A 14172-nucleotide genomic window follows, 5' to 3' on the forward strand; every position below is an offset into this window, starting at 1 on the left:
ATTCCGGCGGAGAGCGTTGAGGCAGCGATGAGTGAACCGACGAAGCCCGAGGTCGATGTTCCAGCGGGTGATGCTCCCGAGGAGCTGACGATCCGGGACCTCGTCGTCGGGGACGGGCCCGAGGCGAAGCCGGGGAGGGTGGTCCGGGTTCACTACGTCGGGGTCACCTTCGAGTCCGGAGTGGAGTTCGACGCGTCCTGGGACCGGGGCCAGCCGTTCAAGTTCGCCGTGGGCGGCGGCAGGGTCATCAAGGGCTGGGACCGGGGCATCCGAGGGATGAAGGTCGGCGGCCGGCGCGAGATCATCGTTCCCCCGCGCCTGGGCTACCGCGATCAGTCCCCCTCGCCGTTGATCCCGGCGGGTTCCACGCTCGTCTTCGTGGTGGACCTGCTCTCCGTGGTCTGAGCAAGGCGCGCTTCCCCCCGGCCTTCTCCGTCGCGGCGAGGGCCGGGCGGCGGGCGGCGGGCTGGCCCCGGTAACCGGCAGCACGCCCCATTCGTCATCGGGGCGGGTCCCGGATTGGCGGCTCGAGCGGGGTTCCCTCGTGCGGATGACCCGCGGGGCCAGTCGGGTCCGTCCGGCCGCTTCACCACGGCCCCGGCTCAACCCCGACCCCGCCCGGGCGGACGCACCCGGCCTCTCCATCCTCGCGGGCATAGGCTTCACAGTGGCGCTGCTCATCGGCGAACTCGCCCGGCATCCACGAGGAGGACCGGACCGAGGACGCGGCAGGTTCCAGCCGGACGTGAACATCAGGAGCGCACATGGGAACGACCCTCATCGTCGTGACGGTCGTCGTCGCTGCCCTGGTCATCAGAACCGCCCTCGCCGAGCTCAGGGAACCCGGCAGCGGCCGGCGGCAGTGGACGGCCCTCGCCGACCCCCGCGCGGTTTCCGCGGGGGCACTCACCGCCGTCATCCTGGGGGTGCTGGGCTGGCTGCACGCCGGCCCCGAAGGGGCCGTCTGGGCAGGGCTGGCCGGAGTCCTCGTGGCATTCACCGTGGCCCAGGGCCGCCGGCCCGATTGATGTGCCCGGGCACGGAGACGGTACTCATCCCGCCTCTGCACCTGCGTCCGGCCGCTCCTCCACCTTGCCGTCCGGATCGTCCCGCAGCCACAGCGGGTGCTCCCGCTCCGCCCACGGGCGCTCGACGGACCCGGTACGCATTCCCCTCCGTGCCTCCGGGTCGGCGAGGGCCATCCTGATATGACCGGCCAGTACCAGCCCTATGGCCAGGGCCAGCCAGTCGTGCACAAAGGTGGCGCTGGTACGCCACACCAGTGGGGTGAGGTGGGTGAACCACATCAGCAGACCGGTCGCCAGCATCACCAGGACAGCGCCCGCGATCCACGACGCATAGATCTTCTGGCCGGCGTTGAACTTGCCCGCGGGCCGGGACTCGCGCCGGTGGTCGCGTCGCCGCACCGCGCGCAGCCACTTCCGGTCGTGCGGCCCGAAGCGGTTCAGTCTTCGCAGGTCGGCCCGGAAGGCGGCGGAGGCGAGACCCAGCAGGAAGGGGGCGGGCAGCAGGATTCCAGCCCATTCGTGGACGGTCACCACGAGATGCCTGCGGCCGACGAGTTCGGCGATCTGGGGTACGTACAGTGCGGCCGCGGTCGCCACGCACACCAGCGTGAGTGCGGCGGTCGTGCGGTGGACCCAGCGCTCGGCACGGGTGAACCTGCCGACCGGCCGGGCCGGTTCAGACAGTGGGGGTGTCGCTGCGCCCGTTGGACGCGCCGACCCAGGCGTCGACGTCATAGCCCCGCTCCTCCCAGTAGCCGGGCCGCACTTCGGACGTGACGGTGATCCCGGAGAGCCATTTCGCCGACTTGTAGAAGTACATCGGCGCGACGTAGAGCCTGACCGGGCCGCCGTGCGAGTGGCTGACCGGCTTGTCCTGCATCTGCAGACAGACCAGCACGTCGTCGCGCCGGGCCTGCGCCAGTGTGAGGCTCTCGCTGTACGTGCCGTCGAAGCAGGTGAAGCGGATTGCCTTGGCCTCGGGACCGACACCGGCCGCGTCCAGCAGCTGGGACAGCCTGACGCCGGAGAAGGGGGTCTCGGGCACCCGCCAGCCGGTGACGCACTGCACGTCGCGTACGACACGGGTCTGCGGCAGCGCGCGCAGGGCGTCGAGGGTGTACGTCGCTGGGCGCTCGACCAGACCGCCCACGGTGAGCCGGTAGTTCCGCTCGTTCTTCTGCGGTACCGAGGTGGCGACGGAGTAATAGCGGAAGCCGCCCCCATTGGGAAGCAACCCGGTGATCCCGGTCGGGTCCTTGTCCGAGGCGGCCCCCAGGAAGGCCTCGATCCCGCGCTGCAGGTACGGCGCGGCAACGAGTCCGCCGGCTCCGAGCCCGAGCATTCCGAGCACCAGACGGCGGCCGACGGGGGTTCCCTCGGTATCGGGGTGGTCTGTCGTCACCCCTCGATTCCAGCACTCCCGGGTGGGGGACACCAGGTGGATCGGGGCAACGTCAGACTTCCGTCATGAATCGGCCGTCGGGTGACAGCGGTCCTGCACGGCTGCTGGAGCGGGGCCGCCTGCTCCTGGAAACCCGGCAGGGTGCCTGGAGGGGTCGTCCTCCAGGCACCCTCACCCGGCTCGCGCGGCTTCCGCGTCAGGACGGGAGCCAGGTCCGCCAGGTGGTCTCGTTCTGCTCGACCCAGCGGCTCGCCGCTTCCTGGGGGGACAGTTTTTCGTCCGCGATCATCAGGGCGACGTCGTTCTGCATCTCGGTCGTCCAGTTGAACTTCTTCAGGAAGGCGGCCGCATCGCCTCCGTCGTCCGCGAAGCGGGCGTTGAGGAACTTCTGCAGCGGCGTGTGCGGGTACGCGCAGGTCACCTTCTTCGGGTCGGCGTCACAGCCCTCCTGGTACTCGGGCAGTTTCACCTCCGTCATCGGGACCTTCTCGAACAGCCACTGGGGCTTGTACCAGTAGCTCAGGAACGGCTTCTTCTCCTTGGCGAACTGCTTGATCTGCGTGATCTGCGCCGCCTCCGATCCCGCGAAGACGACCTGGTAGTCGAGGTCCAGGTTGTTCACGAGGGCCTTGTCGTTCGTCACGTAGGACGGGGATCCGTCCAGCAGCTGGCCCTTGCCGCCGCTCTCCGCGGTGCGGAGTTGGTCGGCGTACTTGTTCAGGTTCTTCCAGTCGGTGACGTCCGGGTGTTCCTCGGCGAAGTACGTCGGCACGAACCAGCCGATGTGGCCGGTCACGCCGAGGTCGCCGCCCCGCGCGATCGTTCCCTTGTTCTCGATGTACCGCTTCTCCTGCTCCGGGTGGCCCCAGTCCTCCAGGATGGCGTCCACGCGGCCCTGGCTGAGGGCGTCCCAGGCGGGTACCTCGTCGATCTGGACGGTGTCCACCCGGTAGCCGAGCTCGTGCTCCAGCAGGTACTGGGCGACGGCGACATTGGCCTGGGCGCCGACCCACGACTGCACGGACAGCGTCACCGTGCGGGAGCCCTTCGCGTCGGCGTACGGGGAGGCCTGGCGGGTCATGTCGGCGGCGCCGCAGCCGGTGAGTGCCGTCAGTGCGACGGAGACGGCGGCCGCTGCCGCGAGGGCGGTGGAGCGTGTGGTGCGAGCCATGTCAGGCCCCCTTTCCGGCGGGTTCGCGGCGCTGTGTCGGCTGGGTGACGCGGTCGAGCATCAGGCCGAGGCAGACGATCGCCGCGCCGGCGACCAGACCGGTCGCCAGGTCGCCCTGGGCGAGACCGAAGACCGCGTCGTAGCCGAGCGCTCCGCCGCCCACGAGGCCGCCGATGACGACCACGGCGAGGACCAGTACCACGCCCTGGTTGACGGCCAGCAGCAGCGCGGGCCGTGCCAGCGGCAGCTGGACCTGGAACAGCTGCTGCCGTCCGGTCGCACCCAGCGAACGCGAGGACTCGAGCGCCGCCGGGTTCACTGCGCGCACCCCCTGGGCGGTGATCCGCACCACCGCGGGCAGCGCGTAGACCACGGCGGCCGCGACGGCCGGCGCACGGCCCACGCCGAACAGGGCGACCACGGGGATCAGGTACACGAACTGCGGCATGGTCTGGAAGACGTCGAGGACGGGGCGCAGGGCGCGTCCCAGGCGGGAGCTGCGGGCCGCGGCGACACCGAGGGCGAAGCCGATCAGCAGGGTCACGGCGACGGCGGCCAGCACCTGGGACAGGGTGTCGAGCGCCGGGTCCCAGACTCCGAGGACACCGATCGCGGCCATGGCCAGGACGGCGGTCGCGGCGGTGCGCCAGGTGCCGATGAGCAGGGCGAGCGCGCCGACGCCCAGCAGGACCGCCCACCAGGGCAGCCACTGCAGTCCGTCGCGCAGGGGGTCCAGGACCCATGTGGTGAAGCGCCCGGCCCAGTCGGCGGTGCCACCGACGAAGGGCACGCCGGAGTAGAGGTGGGCGGTCATCCAGTCGACCGCCCCGTTCACGGGCTCGGCGATGTTCAGCGTCCACCCGTCGGGCCAGGAGAGCCGGCCGGCCAGGCGGCCTCCGACGGCGAACACGGCGGTCGCCCCGGCGGCGACGGCCCAGCCGAGCACGGGCCGGTGGGCCGGGGCCGCGCCTATCCGCTCCCCGGCCGCGGCCGTGACCCGGTCCAGGACGATGGCGAGCAGCACGATCGGCACGCCGGCGGCGAGTGCGGCGCCGACGTCGACGGAGGCGAGTGCCTGGTAGACGCGGTCGCCGAGACCGCCGGCGCCGATGACGGACGCGATGACGGCCATTCCCAGCGCCATCATGATCGACTGGTTGACGCCGAGCAGCAGTTCCTTGCGGGCCAGCGGAAGCCGGGCCGTCAGCAGGCGCTGCCTGCCGGTGGCGCCGAGGGACGTGGCGGCCTCCACGACGCCGGCGTCGGCGCCGCGCAGCCCGAGGGCGGTGAGGCGGGCCATGGGCGGGGCCGCGTAGACGACGGTGGCGAGGACGGCCGCGGGCACGCCGATGCCGAAGACCAGGACGACGGGCAGGAGGTACGCGAAGGCGGGCAGCACCTGCATGGTGTCCAGCACCGGGCGCAGGGTGCGGTGCATCCGGTCGGACAGGCCGGCGGCCAGCCCGAGGAGACCGCCGAGCAGCACGGACGCGGCGACGGCGGCCACCATCAGGGCGAGGGTCTGCATCGTGGGCACCCACATGCCGAGCAGTCCGCACACGGCGAAGGCGGCGACGGAGGTCAGCGCGAGCCGGATTCCGGCGAGGCGCCAGGCCACCAGAGCGGCGGCGGCGGTGACGCCGGCCCAGCCGAGGGCGAGCAGCACCAGGTACACCGCGCGGACGGACACGACCACGGTGTTGCTGATGTGGCCGAGGAAGTAGAGGAAGAGGGGGTGGCCGTCGCGGTTGTCGATGATCCAGTCGCTGGTGCGGCCGAGCGGTCCGGACAGGTCCACGGCGAGGGACGACGGCCAGTTGCCGCCGCCCAGGAGTACGGAGCCGAGGACGAGTACGACGGCTGCGCCGACGCCGATGAGCCGGCCGCGGTGGCGTGCAAGGGCGCGGAGCGTGCCGGCCAGGCCGCCGGTGGCGGTCGCGTCGGTCGAGGTCGCGTCGGTCGTGGTCGCGTCGGTCGAGGTCGCACTCGGGCTCGCGCCGGAGGCGTTCGTACCGGTCGGGGTGGTCTCGGGGCCCGGCGGAACCGGGGTGACGGTGGCGGTCATCGGCCCCACCGCCCGGCGTAGGCGTAGGCGTGGACGCCGGTGTCGGCGCAGGCGCCGGTCGTGCCGCACGGCGGCGGCCAGGTCGTATGGTCGTACATCAGGCCACCGCCTTTCCCGTCGCGGCCGGGACCCCGGCGACGACACCGAGGAGTCCCGCCTGGTCGACCACGCCGAGGCACTTGCCGTCCTCGACGACCCGCGCGTTCTCGCCCGTACGGGCGACGGCCTCGATGGCCTCGTGGACGGTGGCACTCGGGGCGAGCGCGGGGCCGGCCTGGGACTCGTCGAGGCGAGCGGGGCGCATCGCCGAGCGCACGGTCAGCACCTGCTCACGCGGCACGTCCCGGACGAAGTCCCTGACGTAGTCGTCGGCGGGGGCGCCCACGATCTCCTCCGGCGTGCCGAGCTGCACGATGCGGCCGTCGCGCATCAGCGCGATGCGGTCGCCGAGCTTCAGCGCCTCGCTGAGGTCGTGCGTGATGAAGACCATCGTGCGCCCCTCCTCCCGGTGCAGGCGTACGACCTCTTCCTGCATGTCCCGGCGGATGAGCGGGTCCAGTGCGCTGAACGGCTCGTCGAACAGCAGGACTTCGGGGTCGACGGCGAGGGCGCGGGCCAGTCCCACGCGCTGCTGCTGGCCGCCGGAGAGCTGGCTCGGACGGCGGTGCTCCAGGCCGTCCAGGCCGACCTTGGTGACGAACTCGGCCGCGCGCTCGCGCCGTTCGCCGCGTCCCACGCCCTGGATCTCCAGCCCGTAGGCGATGTTGTCGAGCACAGTCCGGTGCGGCAGCAGGCCGAAGTGCTGGAAGACCATCGACGCCCGGTGGCGGCGCAGCTCGCGGAGCCGGCCGGAGTCCATGGACAGCACGTCCTCGCCGTCGATGGAGATGCTGCCCGAGGTCGGTTCGATGAGCCGGGTGAGGCAGCGTACGAGCGTCGACTTGCCCGAGCCCGACAGGCCCATGACGACGAAGACCTCGCCCTTGCGGACGTCGAAGGAGACGTCGCGGACGGCGGCGGTGCAACCGGTGCGCTCGCGCAGCTCGGCGGCGTCGAGGGCTCCGAGTTCCTTGTCGGCGGGCACCCGGCCGGCCTTCGGACCGAAGACCTTCCACAGGTCGCGTACGGAGAACACGGATTCCGAGGAGGGCTGAGACGCGGTTGCGGCAGGCGGCGCGGTCGTGGTGTGCGACGCGGTCGTGGTGTGCGGCGGATTGTTCATCGGGTGGTACCTCCCAGCAGGTCGGCGCATTTCTCGCCGACCATGAGCACGCCGATCATCGGATTGACGGCGGTCATGGTGGGGAAGACGGACGCGTCGGCGATCCGGATGCCGTCGAGGCCCCGGATCCTCAGGTCGGGCGCGACGACGGCGAGTTCGTCGTCGGCGGCCCCCATCCGGCAGGTTCCGGCCGGGTGGTAGACGGTGTGCGCGACGTGGCGGGCGTACGCGCTGAGCTCCTCGTCGGAGGTGACCTCGGGCCCCGGGCACACCTCGCGCCCCAGCCATCCGGCCAGCGGCTCGCTCGCCGCGATCTGCCGGGCGATGCGGATCCCGTCGACGAGGGTGCGGCCGTCGTAGTCGTCCTCGTCGGTGAAGTACCGGAAGTCGAGAGCGGGCTTGTCCTCGGGGTCGGCGCTCGTCAGGTAGAGCCTGCCGCGGCTGCGCGGCTTGGGGATGTTCGGGGTCATCGACACGCCGTGCGCGGGCCGTTCGTAGCCCAGGCGCTCCGGATTGTCGGTGAAGGGGATCTGGTAGAAGTGGAACATCAGGTCCGGGCCCTCGGACGCCGGGTCCCGGCGGACGAAGAGGCCGGCGTCGGAGTCCATCGCGGAGTTCTCCGGGATCGGGCCGTGCGTCTCCCACACGATGACCGACTCGGGGTGGTCGAGCAGGTTCTCCCCGACGCCCGGCAGGTCGTGCACGACGGGTATGCCGAGCTTCTCCAGGTCGGCGCGCGGGCCGATGCCGGAGTGCAGCAGCAGGCGCGGCGTGTCCACGGCCCCGGCGCACACCAGGACCTCGCGCCGGGCGCGTACGACGTGCTCCGCGCCCTCCTTGGTACGGATGTGCACGCCGGTGGCGCGGGTGCCCTCCAGCTCCAGCCTGTACGCCCAGGTCTCCAGGGCGATGTGCAGGTTCGGCCGGTCCAGGAACGGGTGGAGATAGGCCACGGAGGCGGAGGACCGCTTGTTGTTCTCCGGGTGGTAGGCGAGGTCGAAGAAGCCGACGCCCTCGTGGAAGGGTGCCTTGTTGAAGCCTTCGACGCGCGGAACTCCCAGCGCGCTCTGCGCGGCGTCGACGAAGTCCCTGGCGATCGCGTTCCGGTCGGCGTCGTCGACGGGGACGATGTTGTTGCGCAGCCGGGCGAAGTAGGGATCCATGGCTGCCGCGTCCCAGCCGTCGGCGCCGGCCTCCGCCCACTCGTCCCAGTCGGAGGGCAGGGGCTTGAAGGCGATGAGGGTGTTGTGCGAGGAGCAGCCGCCCAGCACCCGCGCACGGCTGTGGCGGATGTGCGAGTTGCCCCGGGGCTGCTCGGTGGTGGGGTAGTCGTAGTCGAGCTCACCGCCGAGCAGGCCCATCCATCGGCGCAGGGTGAGGACGTCGTCGCGGCCGACGTCGCTGGGGCCGCCCTCGATGACGGCGACGCTGATGTCCGGGTCTTCGGTCAGCCGGGAGGCGATGACGGATCCGGCGGTGCCACCGCCGACGACGACGTAGTCGTACACGTGCTGGTCGTTCATGCCTGGTCCTTCGCCGTCGCGCCCGCGAACCAGCGCACGGGGCGCGGAGCGAGGTTGGTGTAGATGTGCTTGGCCTCGCGGTATTCGGCGAAGCCGCCGGGGCCCAGTTCGCGGCCGATGCCGGACTTCCCGAAGCCGCCCCATTCCGCCTGCGGCAGGTACGGGTGGAAGTCGTTGATCCAGACGGTGCCGTGGCGCATCAGGCCGGCGACCCGGCGGGCACGCTGTTCGTCGGAGGTCCACACCGCTCCGGCGAGGCCGTACTCGGTGTCGTTGGCCAGCGCGACGGCCTCCTCCTCGGTACGGAAGGTCTCCACGGTGAGGACCGGTCCGAAGACCTCCTCGCGAACGACGCGCATGCCGCGGTGGCACCGGTCCAGGACCGTGGGCCGGAAGAAGTAGCCGGGGCCGGCGGGCCGCGCGCCGCCCGCCCGCAGCCGTGCGCCCTCGGCGAGCGCGGAGGCCACGTACTCCTCGGTCCTCGCCAGCTGGGCCGCGGAGACGAGCGGGCCGCATTCGACGCCCTCGTCGGTGCCGCGTCCCAGCCTGATCAGGTCGGCGCGGCGGGCGAGCTCGGCGACGAAGCGGTCGCGCAGCGGCTCCTCGATGATGAGGCGGGAGCCGGCGGAGCAGACCTGGCCGCTGTGGATGAAGGCGGCGTTGAGCGCCTGGTCGACGGCGGTGTCGAAGCCCTCGGCCGTCGCGCAGGCGTCGGCGAAGACGACGTTGGGGTTCTTGCCGCCCAGTTCGAGGGCGACCTTCTTCACGCTGTCGGCGGCGGCCCGGGCGACCTTCGTGCCGCTGACCAGTCCGCCGGTGAAGGAGATCAGGTCGACTTCGGGGTGCTCGGCGAGCCGGGCGCCGACCGTGTCGCCGGGGCCGGTGACGATGTTGGCCGCGCCGAGCGGGAGTCCGGCCTCGAGGAGCAGCTCGATGAGCACGACGGTGGTCAGCGGGGTGACCTCGCTGGGCTTGATCACGAACGTGTTGCCGGCGGCGAGGGCGGGGGCGATCTTCCAGCTGGCCTGGAGCAGCGGGTAGTTCCACGGCGTGATGAGGGCGCAGACCCCGACCGGCTCGTGCACGACGACGCTGTGGATATCGTTCGAACCGGCGTCGACGACCCGTCCGCCGTCCTCCTTCTCCACGAGGTCGGCGAAGTAGAGGAAGGCGTCGCGGACGCAGTCGACGTCGACGCGTCCCTCCTCCAGCGTCTTGCCCGCGTCCCGGCTCTCCAGGGCGCCGATCCGCTCGCGGCCCTGCTCCAGCAGCGCCGCGACCCGCCGCAGCAGGGCGGCCCGCTCGGCGACCGGCGTACGCGGCCAGGCGCCCTTGTCGAACGCGGCGCGCGCCGCTGCCACGGCGTCGTCGGTGTCCTGGACGCCGCCCTCGGCCACGACCTCGAAGGGGGTCGCGTCGACGGGGTCGATGATCTCGCGCGTGGCCCCGGACAGGGCTGCGCGCCACTCTCCGCCCACATGGATGGTCTGTTGTGCTGCCGTCACGGTGCGTATTGCCTTTCGTCCCTTTGAGTCCCCCTGCCGGTCAGACCGACTTGATCCGGCCGCCTGCCCCGACTCCCCGGATCCATGCGCAATGCATGGCGGAGAGTGTTCTGGTTCACTCACAAAGGCGGTGGAAATATGGACATATAGAACGAGGCGGATGTGCAGGAGACACAACGCGGCGACGCGTGGGACGGAACGGGAATGCGTGTGAGGCAGACAAGGCCGAAGAGCGGCCGCTCCGGAAGGGGACCTACGACCGCCGTACACCGTCACACCATGTGATGGCGGCTGTACCCCGCGCCTGGCAGCGGCCCGGCGGACATCGCCGGGAGAAGGGCGCCTTCACGGCGCACGGCCTCCAGCGCCCACTGCGCGGATCGAACCACGGCAGCAGGGTCAGTGCGCGTCGTCGAGGTTGCGCATCAGCTCGGTAGAGAAGCTGACCGCGCACCGACAGGTCCAGGTCGGTCGTCGAATCACACTGACGGCGTCCGCGACGTCCGGGGCCACCAGCCGGTCGTGCCGAAGGCGTGCGTGCTCCAGAGGGCTGCAGGTTCGAGCCGGCGTTCCGCTTCCGGGGGCGGCTCACGTCTCCCGGAGCGGTGCGTACGCCTCGGGCTCGAGGCCGAACGTCCAGGCCACGCCCTGGCGGGCCGTCCGGGTCGTCGGGGGGACCCGTAGCCAGTAGGTGCGGCTGGTGCCGTCGGGCTCCGGTGTCGAGTTGACGACCTCCACCATCACGACGGCCTCGTCGTCCGGCATCGGTATCCGCCACAGGACGCCCGTCTCGTCCCGGTGCACGGGCTCGGCCGCGGATTCCCTCAGATAGCGGTCGTACCCGTAGAACTCCAGCATCACCCGGCGCAGTTCGGCGTTCTCCTCCTCGCGGATCCGCTCGGGTGTCAGCGTGCCCAGGCCCGCCAGGAACTCGGCCGGAACGGGCATGCCCCGCCATGCGTGCAGTTCGAAACCGTCGGGGAACGCCAGCGCCGGGCCGTCGCCGCGGTCCAGCCTGCCCGCCTCGTCCCGGTGCAGCTCCACCGGCCGTTCGCACAGCACTGCCAGCCGCTCGTACGGCCACCACCAGCCGGCCGAGCGGGCCAGGACCGCCAGTCCGTGCAACGGCGTGCCCTCCTGCGTGTCGAACGCGCACAGCCAGGCGGCGTCGTGCTGTCCGAGCACGGCGTCCAGGAGCAGCAGGCGCAGCCGCCGCTCCTCCGCCGCGGCACCCTCGCCGGCGTCGGCCGTCAGCGCCTCCACGACACCCGTCCGGACCCGGTCCGCCAGATGTTCGGTGTTCTCCCACAGACGTCCGCCCGTGGCGCTCCAGTGCCGCCCCCATCCCTGCGGGCCGAGCCGCTGCTGGGCCCGCTCCCGCTCGGCCGCCCACGGCGCGCTGCGCACCGCCTCCCGTACGCCGCGGCCCCGCGCGGCGGGGGCACACGGCCCGTCGGCCGCGCCCAGCAGGCGCGCCGCCGCCCGGGGCGATTCCGCCCATGCGATCCGCTCCGGCTCCGGCAGGCCGGCCGCCCGGTACGCGAGGCGCACCCCGGCCTCGGCGGCCGCTCGATCGGCCGGCCCGGTGGCCGCTGCGGCCGCCCTCCACACATCGACGTCGTTCACCACGGTCCTGCTCCCCCCACTGTCCGACACGCTGTCAGTCCGCCACGATCCGTACCGCTCCGGGTAGGTACTCCCGCTGCCGCACCACCCGGTACCAGCCCTTGGGCAGGGGTATCGCGGCATGCTCCTCGTGCACCACCCGCCCGCCGTCCGGAAGATGGAGCAGCAGCGGGCCGAAGGCCCCCGGTTCCCGCACGAGCCTGCCGGGGCCGACCACGGCATGCGCATGCCCGGTGACCTCGCCCAGGGCCAGGACCATCCGGCCCCGCCCGTCCCGCGGCTCCTGGTCGGCGCCGGCCGCCTGCGGCGGCACCGCCGACTCGTCGAGCGACACGATGAGCACGTCCCCCTGCCGGTACATGGGTGTCCCCTTCCCCACGCGCCGCCCGGTGCGCCGCGTTCTTCTCCGAAGGTAGGAGAGGGGTCTGACAACGGCCTTCCTCCGGCCCTGCCTCGGGCACTGTCAGTGCTCCTTGGTACAACTTGCAGCACATCGGACGCGACAGGCGAGGAACGGCGGGCCCCATGAGTTACCCGAGACACCTGACGGAATCGTGCGGGCTGCCCGTCTTCGACTTCCCGAAGCCGGAGGACGCGGACACGACCCGCCTGCCCGCGGCGGACGCCGTCGCGTGGCGGATCTCCAGCGACAGCTACGACAGCGAGGAGAGCTGGACCGAGGCGTTCGCCCGGTTCACCGACGCGGTCGACACCACCGCCGTCCGCGCGATCGTCGTCGGCTCCTGGGAGGACGCCTACGACAGCGGGCCCGAGGACATCATCAGCGCACTCCTCGACGCCCGTCCGCGCCTGGCCGCCCTGCGGGGCCTGTTCCTCGGGGACATGGAGTCCGAGGAATGCGAGATTTCGTGGATCAACCAGAGCGACGTCGGCCCGCTCCTCGACGGCTTCCCCGAGCTGGAGGAGTTCGGGGTGCGCGGCGGCTCCGGGCTGGTCTTCCCCGCGGTCACGCACCGGAACCTGCGCTCCCTGACGGTCGAGACCGGCGGTCTGCCCGCCGAGGCCGTCCGCGGTGTCGCCGGCAGTGACCTGCCCGCCCTGGAGCACCTCGACCTGTGGCTCGGCACGAGCGAGTACGGCGGGGACGCTGCGGTCACCGACATGGCGCCGATCCTCGACGGCGACCGTCTGCCGCGTCTGCGCCACCTGGGTCTGCGCAACAGCGACATCCAGGACGAGATCGCCGGCGCCGTCGCCTCCGCTCCCGTCGTCGCCCGCCTGGAGACCTTCGATCTGTCCATGGGCGTCCTCACCGACCAGGGCGGCGCGGCCCTGCTCGCCGGCCAGCCCCTGACGCACCTCAAGAAGCTGGACCTCCACCACAACTACCTCGGTGCGGAGCTTCGCGAGCGCCTCCAGGAGGTCCTGGGCGCTGCCGGCGTCACCCTCGACATGGACCGCGGCAACGCCGACGAGGACGAGGACGACGGCCGGATCTGGCGCTACGTCGCCGTCGGCGAGTAGCGCGCGGGCCATGAAGGAGCACGCACCACCGCCGCGCTGGGCGGTCGTCGGCAACCCGGAGAACCGGCGCGTCGCCCTGTTCTCCGCGGCCGTGCGCGACGCCGGGCTGCCCGCGCCGCGTGTCGTGCCCTGGACGGACGTCCTGCGCGTCGGCGGCGCCGCCTTCGCCGCCGACGAGATCGTACGGATCGAGTCGCCGGGGGAGAACGCCGAGGTCGACCGGTTCCTGCGCGGCGCCGTGGACCCCACCCGGGTGGAGGGCGGGGCCCGTTGGTACGCCGCCTTCACGGCGGCCGTCCGGACGCTGACCGGTGGCCGGCGCGTCGACGACCCGGACGAGCTGTCCGTCCTCTTCGACAAGCGGCTCTGCCACGGCGCGCTCGCCCGCGCCGGGGTCCCCGTACCGCAGTCGCCGACCTCCGGGGGCGGCACGCCGGTGCGCGGGTGGGACGACGTACGGGCCCTCATGGACGCGCACGGCATGCCGCGGGTGTTCCTGAAGCCCGCCCACGGGTCCTCCGCCTCCGGTGTCGTCGCCGTCGAGACGGCCGGCGGGGGCCGGATCAGGGCGACCACCTCGGTGGAGCGCGATACGGACGGCCGGCTCCACAACTCCCTGCGGGTACGGCGGCTCACGCACGAGGGGGAGGTGGCCGCACTGGTCGACGCCCTCGCCCCCGACGGACTGCATGTCGAACGCTGGTGGCCCAAGGCCTCCCTCGGGGACGGGGCGGCCGACCTGCGCGTGGTCGTCGTGGCCGGGAAGGCCACCCACGCCGTGGTCCGCACCAGCCGGTCCCCCATGACCAACCTCCATCTCGGCGGGCGGCGCGGCGACCTCGCCGCGGCGGTCCGGGCGGCAGGACCGGCCTGGGCCGAGGCCCTGCGGACCTGTGAGCGGGCCGCGGCCTGCTTCCCGGACACCCTGTGCGTCGGGGTCGACCTGCTGCCCGCCATCGGCTGGCGCCGGTTCGCGGTGGCCGAGGTCAACGCCTTCGGCGACCTCCTGCCGGGCCTGACCGGACTACCGGGCAGCGGCGCCGAGGGCCTGAGCACCTATGCCGCGCAGGTCGCCGCCGCCACCCGAAGACATGTACCGCACCACCCCACGAGGAACCACCGTGCACCCGCCTGAAACCCGAGCG

13 protein-coding genes are annotated in these 14172 nt (G+C 72.3%); 4 read left to right on the forward strand and 9 right to left on the reverse strand.

Translation table 11 applies throughout. The features are described 5' to 3' along the window. Window positions 1-27: 27 nt before the first annotated feature. Complete coding sequence (locus OG444_RS06445) at window positions 28-405, forward strand: FKBP-type peptidyl-prolyl cis-trans isomerase (RefSeq protein ID WP_327261213.1); 378 nt, start codon at window positions 28-30, stop codon at window positions 403-405. Between the two features lie 359 nt (window positions 406-764). Next, entirely contained in the window at window positions 765-1028 is a 264-nt protein-coding gene (locus OG444_RS06450; protein ID WP_327261214.1) for a hypothetical protein, read from the forward strand. Window positions 1029-1052: 24 nt separating this feature from the next. Here the strand turns inward: OG444_RS06450 and OG444_RS06455 are convergent, their stop codons facing one another. The 9 genes from OG444_RS06455 to OG444_RS06495 form a co-directional block, all read right to left on the reverse strand. Continuing rightward, on the reverse strand, window positions 1053-1763 hold the full coding sequence (locus tag OG444_RS06455) for a cytochrome b/b6 domain-containing protein (protein WP_327261215.1): 711 nt from the start codon (window positions 1761-1763) through the stop codon (window positions 1053-1055). Continuing rightward, complete coding sequence (locus OG444_RS06460) at window positions 1705-2370, reverse strand: molybdopterin-dependent oxidoreductase (RefSeq protein WP_327266678.1); 666 nt, start codon at window positions 2368-2370, stop codon at window positions 1705-1707. Before OG444_RS06460 ends, OG444_RS06455 begins: the two co-directional genes overlap by 59 nt. 256 nt (window positions 2371-2626) lie before the next feature. Next, window positions 2627-3601, reverse strand: coding sequence for an ABC transporter substrate-binding protein (locus tag OG444_RS06465; RefSeq protein ID WP_327261216.1), 975 nt, complete (start codon window positions 3599-3601; stop codon window positions 2627-2629). Window position 3602: 1 nt separating this feature from the next. Continuing rightward, a complete protein-coding gene (locus OG444_RS06470) occupies window positions 3603-5666 on the reverse strand; it encodes an ABC transporter permease subunit (RefSeq protein ID WP_327261217.1) in 2064 nt (687 codons plus the stop codon). Window positions 5667-5763: 97 nt separating this feature from the next. After that, window positions 5764-6888, reverse strand: a complete 1125-nt coding sequence (locus OG444_RS06475) for a quaternary amine ABC transporter ATP-binding protein (protein ID WP_327261218.1) — start codon at window positions 6886-6888, stop codon at window positions 5764-5766. After that, complete coding sequence (locus tag OG444_RS06480; protein ID WP_327261219.1) at window positions 6885-8411, reverse strand: GMC family oxidoreductase; 1527 nt, start codon at window positions 8409-8411, stop codon at window positions 6885-6887. The genes OG444_RS06475 and OG444_RS06480 overlap by 4 nt, the downstream gene beginning before the upstream one ends. Then, on the reverse strand, window positions 8408-9916 hold the full coding sequence (locus tag OG444_RS06485; protein ID WP_327261220.1) for an aldehyde dehydrogenase family protein: 1509 nt from the start codon (window positions 9914-9916) through the stop codon (window positions 8408-8410). Before OG444_RS06485 ends, OG444_RS06480 begins: the two co-directional genes overlap by 4 nt. 588 nt (window positions 9917-10504) lie before the next feature. Next, a complete protein-coding gene (locus tag OG444_RS06490; protein ID WP_327261221.1) occupies window positions 10505-11542 on the reverse strand; it encodes a DUF6745 domain-containing protein in 1038 nt (345 codons plus the stop codon). A gap of 34 nt (window positions 11543-11576) precedes the next feature. Beyond that, a complete protein-coding gene (locus tag OG444_RS06495) occupies window positions 11577-11903 on the reverse strand; it encodes a hypothetical protein (RefSeq protein WP_327261222.1) in 327 nt (108 codons plus the stop codon). A gap of 164 nt (window positions 11904-12067) precedes the next feature. Here OG444_RS06495 and OG444_RS06500 point away from each other — a divergent pair, with 164 nt between their 5' ends. Together OG444_RS06500 and OG444_RS06505 are read left to right on the forward strand one after the other, a co-directional pair. Beyond that, entirely contained in the window at window positions 12068-13027 is a 960-nt protein-coding gene (locus OG444_RS06500) for an STM4015 family protein (RefSeq protein WP_327261223.1), read from the forward strand. 10 nt (window positions 13028-13037) lie between these two features. Further along, window positions 13038-14162 carry an STM4014 family protein gene (locus OG444_RS06505; RefSeq protein WP_327261224.1) on the forward strand — a complete coding sequence of 375 codons (1125 nt, stop codon included), beginning with the start codon at window positions 13038-13040 and terminating at the stop codon, window positions 14160-14162. Window positions 14163-14172: the final 10 nt, after the last annotated feature.

The organism is Streptomyces sp. NBC_01232, from assembly GCF_035989885.1.
In the GTDB taxonomy this organism is placed as follows: domain Bacteria; phylum Actinomycetota; class Actinomycetes; order Streptomycetales; family Streptomycetaceae; genus Streptomyces.